Origin of the sequence: Spirulina subsalsa CS-330 (genome assembly GCF_028330765.1) — a bacterium.
GTDB classification, from domain to species: domain Bacteria; phylum Cyanobacteriota; class Cyanobacteriia; order Cyanobacteriales; family Spirulinaceae; genus Spirulina; species Spirulina subsalsa_A.
Genome location: NZ_JAQMTY010000154.1, coordinates 1 through 3,721 on the forward strand (window position 1 = coordinate 1; position 3,721 = coordinate 3,721).

3 protein-coding genes are annotated in these 3,721 nt (G+C 58.4%); 2 read left to right on the top strand and 1 reads right to left on the bottom strand.

Annotation, left to right across the window (positions count from 1 at the left end; translation table 11 throughout):
- Positions 1-1,943: M48 family metallopeptidase (locus PN477_RS10415; RefSeq protein ID WP_272147260.1), on the top strand; the 1,943-nt coding region annotated here is incomplete at its 5' end.
- On the opposite strand, the gene PN477_RS10420 is transcribed toward PN477_RS10415, so the two are convergent.
- The gene (locus PN477_RS10420; RefSeq protein WP_272118040.1) at positions 1,940-2,077 is read right to left on the bottom strand and encodes a hypothetical protein; all 138 of its coding nucleotides are present in this window, start codon (positions 2,075-2,077) and stop codon (positions 1,940-1,942) included. The two genes, PN477_RS10415 and PN477_RS10420, sit on opposite strands and share 4 nt — an antisense overlap.
- A gap of 20 nt (positions 2,078-2,097) precedes the next feature.
- On the opposite strand from PN477_RS10420, the gene PN477_RS10425 reads away from it, so the two are divergent.
- Entirely contained in the window at positions 2,098-3,642 is a 1,545-nt protein-coding gene (locus PN477_RS10425; protein ID WP_272147262.1) for a tetratricopeptide repeat protein, read from the top strand.
- The last annotated feature ends 79 nt before the right edge of the window (positions 3,643-3,721 follow it).

The window sequence follows — 3,721 nt, forward strand, 5'->3', positions numbered from 1 at the left end:
CCGCCACCCCTGACCCACCACCGGAAAAACGCCCCCTGCCTGTTGCCTACGACAATGCCCCCGAAGCCACCCCAGCGGTTTTTATTTCGGGGCGCGAGTGGCGCAACGCTGAACGAGCCAGCCAGTGGAAACGGTTAAAACAGCCGCGCCGTTGGAAGTTTTGGCTGCGGTTGGGGGGGAGTGCGATCGCCTTCTATTTTCTCCTGCGCGTTTCGATCCTCGCCAGCCTGGGCCTGATCAAAACCGCGATCCTTAGCCTACGCCTACCGGGGATTGCCCCGCCCCTCTGGTTAGATGCTGAACCGCAACGGCTGATCTTGGCGGTGCTTCTCCTCTGCCTGATCCTGTCGCCCTGGGCCTTGGATCTCCTCCTCACTCGGCTCGCCAAGCAACAACCCTACGCCCTCTATCAACTGGCCGCCACCTTTCCCGAAAGTGCGAAGGTGTTGCAACGACTGACGCGCCACGCCAAGATCCCGATGCCCACCCTGAAGCTCTTGCCCATCGGCGCACCGCTCACCTTCACCTATGGCAACCTGCCGCGCACCTCTCGCCTGGTGATGAGTGAGGGTCTCCTCGCTGCCGTGGAGGATGAAGAATTGGCCGCCCTCTTAACGACGCAAATCGCGGCGATCGCTCATCGTGATGTCTCGATCCTCTCCGCTGTGATTACCCTGCTCCACGTCCCGTTTTTGCTCTATCTCGGCAGCGCCACAGCGGGAGAACGGGGCCGGGATTGGGTACAACATCAGACTAAAATTCCCGATCGCATCCGTACCATTCTCGCCGCGATCGTGGAAGGAATCGGGGGAATCGGCGCGGCGTTAGCCTATGGTTATTACTGGTTGTGGCGGGTGCCGTTGCTCTATTTTTCGCGGCAACGGCAATATTACGGCGATCGCTTCGCCGCAGAATTCACCGGCAACCCCAACGCCCTCAGCCGTGGCCTGTTGAAAGTAGCGATCGCCACCGCCCGCCATATTGAACAACGCGGCTCCACCCTCTGGCTCCTGGAAAGCGTTGATCTCCTCCTGCCCATCGGCCATCGCCAAGCCCTCAGCCTCGGCAGCCTCCCCGATAAAACCCCCTTTGCCGAAGTCCTCACCTGGGAATGCACCAACCCCTATCGCCACTGGCTCGCCTTGATGAATTCTCATCCGTTAATGGGCGATCGCCTCTACCTCCTCAATCGCTACGCCAACCACTGGCAACTCCCCCCCGAAATCAACCTTCCCACCCTGATCCCCCCTCCCAAAACCCCCCTCCAAATCCTTGAACAACTGGCCAACAGCTACAAAGCCCTGCCCATTCTCCAAAGCGCGGTAATTTCCGGCCTCTTTTTCGGGGTTGTGATGCGGGGTAGCTTTTGGTTTATCGGAGCCGCCGCCGATGTCCTCAGTTACTGGTTTCCCCTCTGGCGGTTGATTTGGCTCGCCAACGCTCAACCCTTCCTCGATGGGTGCATTTTGATCGCCTTTAGTCTCAGTTTGATGGTTTGGATTAACGGTTACTTTCCTGATGTTCGCGTCACCCCGTCCCGCGCCAATCCCCGCATTGAAGACCTCATGCGCGACACCAAAGCCGTCCCCCCCCAAAGCGAAGGGGTCAAACTGACGGGTGAACTGATCGGTCGCCGGGGCTTAAAAAATTGGCTCGCCCAAGATTTAATGCTCAAAACCGCGTCCGGTTCGATCAAACTCCACTTTTTCACCAAAGCCGGGCCCCTGGGGAATCTCTTCCCCAAACCTACCCGCCCGGAACAGTTGATCGGGCAAAAGGTGACGGTGTTGGGCTGGTTACGGCGGGGAAGTACGCTGTGGATTGATGTGGATGTGATTCGGCCGCGCCAAGGGGAGGGAACCCGCAGCGGCTATCCGGTGTGGATTACGGCGTTGGCGATCCTGGCGGCGTTGTGGGGGTCGTGGTTGATTTGGCAGGCTTAGGGGGTGCGATCGCGAAGGGTTGAGTGGGTCGAAACCCAGCCATCAGCGTGTGACCGGCTCAGGCTTTGGGTTGGCTCCGGATTGAGGGCGCGATCGTTGGCCATTCCCTTGCTATAACTAAAGAGCGAAACCACGAAAATTGAGAGTTAGGGTTATGGGGCAACAGCACAGGAACTGGACAACCGGGCTACGCGATGCGGGTCTGATGACTGTGGGGCTGGCGCTCAGTTGGGGCATGGTGTTCCCGGATTTGGCGATCGCTCAAAAATTCGACCCAGCCCCCAAGCAACGTATTGAAGGACTCTACAGCGAAAATCTTGATGCGGCGAGTGCCTTTCAACAGGGGGTGATGGCCTACGATCGCCAATCCTTCACCCAAGCGGAAACCTTTCTTACCAAAGCCCTCACCTTTGACCCCTACATTGGGATGGCGTACTATCTCCTCGGTAATGTGTACCTACAACAAGATCGCCTCGCCGATGCCGTCAGTCGATATCAGGAGGCGGTGATCCTCGAACCGATGCTAGGGGCGGCTTACTACAATCTCGGCATTGCCTTTTATCGCCAAGGGTCTCCCCAAGCGGCGATCGCACCCTTTGAACGAGTAACGTTAATTGAACCGAAATTTGCAGCGGGTCACTATAACTTGGCGCTGGCCTTCGATAGCATCGGCCAATACGACGCGGCAAGCCAATCCTACCGGCAGGCGTTGCTCTTGGATGACCAAAATGCCCAGGCCTATTACAATTTGGGGCTGATCGTCAATCGTCAGGGCAGCGCGGATGAGGCGCTGGGCTTGTTTGAGCGGGCGATCGCCCTAGAGCCGGAATTTTCCGAAGCCTATTATCAACAGGGGTTGATCTATGCGCGGCGGGAACAGTGGGAAGCGGCGCGGGATGCCCTGGGGACTTCGACGGCGTTGGAACCGGAAAACGCCCTAGCGCAATACAATCTGGGCTTGGTTTATCTGGAATTGGACAATTACAAAGCGGCGGCGAATCGGTTTGAGCGCACCGTTGCCCTCGATCCGACGAATGTGAATGCCTATCGTCAGTTGGGGGCGGCGCAGATTGAAACGGGCAATCCTGAAGATGCGATCGCGACTCTTCAACAGGCGGCCTCCCTCCTCCCCAACGATGCCCGCACCTATTACAACTTGGGGATTGCCTACCAAGATGCGGAACTCTACGGGGAAGCGATCGCCAACTATCGCCAAGCCTTGGATCTTGATCCGGTCTTTGCCGATGCTTACTACAACCTAGGGGTGTCGCTGTTTGAAAATGCCTATCGGGAAGCAGTACGCTATGACCCGGAAGAGGCCGAAGCGGGGCCCGCTGCGATCGCGAATTTCAACGCCCGCACCTTGGATCGGTACGACAATGCCGTGGCAACCCTCGAAGAAGCGATGCGCCTCTACGAAGCAGAGGGCAACTTTGAGCGCGTTGAAGAAATCAATGCCTACATCCAAGACACCATCCTCCCCACCACCCTGACCCCCCCGGTTGATCCCAGCCAGGAACTAGATGATGTGGAAATTCCCGTCACCCCAGCCCCCGCCCGGCCCCTACCGGCCCCGATGCCTATCCCGGAACCGGCAGCCGACCCCGAACCCGTTGAACCAGAATCCTCGTTTCCGTCGTTCCCCGAATCGGAAACCCAGGGGTCTGTGTTTAACGATGCCCTGCCGCCCCGTCGTTAGGGCATGAGGTTACACCATGGCTGAGCGGATGGAGCAACTCTTAGAACGGGCGATCGCGCTCGCCCACCAGGCCCCCCGC